The sequence below is a fragment of the Christiangramia aestuarii genome (assembly GCF_009735585.1).
In the GTDB taxonomy this organism is placed as follows: Bacteria; Bacteroidota; Bacteroidia; order Flavobacteriales; family Flavobacteriaceae; genus Christiangramia; species Christiangramia aestuarii.
The window spans coordinates 1-516 of sequence record NZ_VJVW01000046.1; the positions used below are offsets into that span (position 1 = coordinate 1).

Genomic DNA, 516 nt, shown 5'->3' on the forward strand with positions numbered 1-516 from the left:
ACTACATCCAGCCGACCCTGCTCAAGGGGCACAACGGCATGCGCGTGTTCCAGGAGGAAATCTTCGGCCCGGTGGTCGGCGTCACCACCTTCAAGGACGAAGCCGAGGCCCTGGCCATCGCCAACGACACCGAGTACGGCCTCGGCGCCGGCCTCTGGACCCGCGACATCAACCGCGCCTACCGCATGGGCCGCGGGATCAAGGCCGGTCGCGTGTGGACCAACTGCTACCACCTGTACGTTCGCCGCCCTGTGGCTGGCACTGGAGCTGTTCCGCAGTTGGTTCCTTACCGGTTTCCCCTGGCTCTACGCCGGCTATAGCCAGTTGCAAACCTGCTGGTGAGCTACGACATCAACCCGCTGGGCTTGGCTGTCCTCCTTCGTCATCGCCCTCAGCGCGGCCCTGCTGGTGAACCTGCCGCGCCTCTTCCCGCACGGTGCCAGCCTGCTTCTGGGGCTGGTCCTGCTGCTCGGCCCGTGGGCGGCCGGCCTCTATCTCAAGGGCCACGCCTGGACC

Annotated in this window: 2 pseudogenes; both read left to right on the forward strand. The window is 66.7% G+C overall.

Annotation, left to right across the window (positions count from 1 at the left end):
• A pseudogene (locus FLP08_RS16845) lies at positions 1-239 on the forward strand (aldehyde dehydrogenase family protein); the annotation flags it as partial.
• Positions 240-243: 4 nt separating this feature from the next.
• Positions 244-342: pseudogene (locus tag FLP08_RS16850) on the forward strand (hypothetical protein); the annotation flags it as partial.
• Positions 343-516 lie beyond the last annotated feature (174 nt).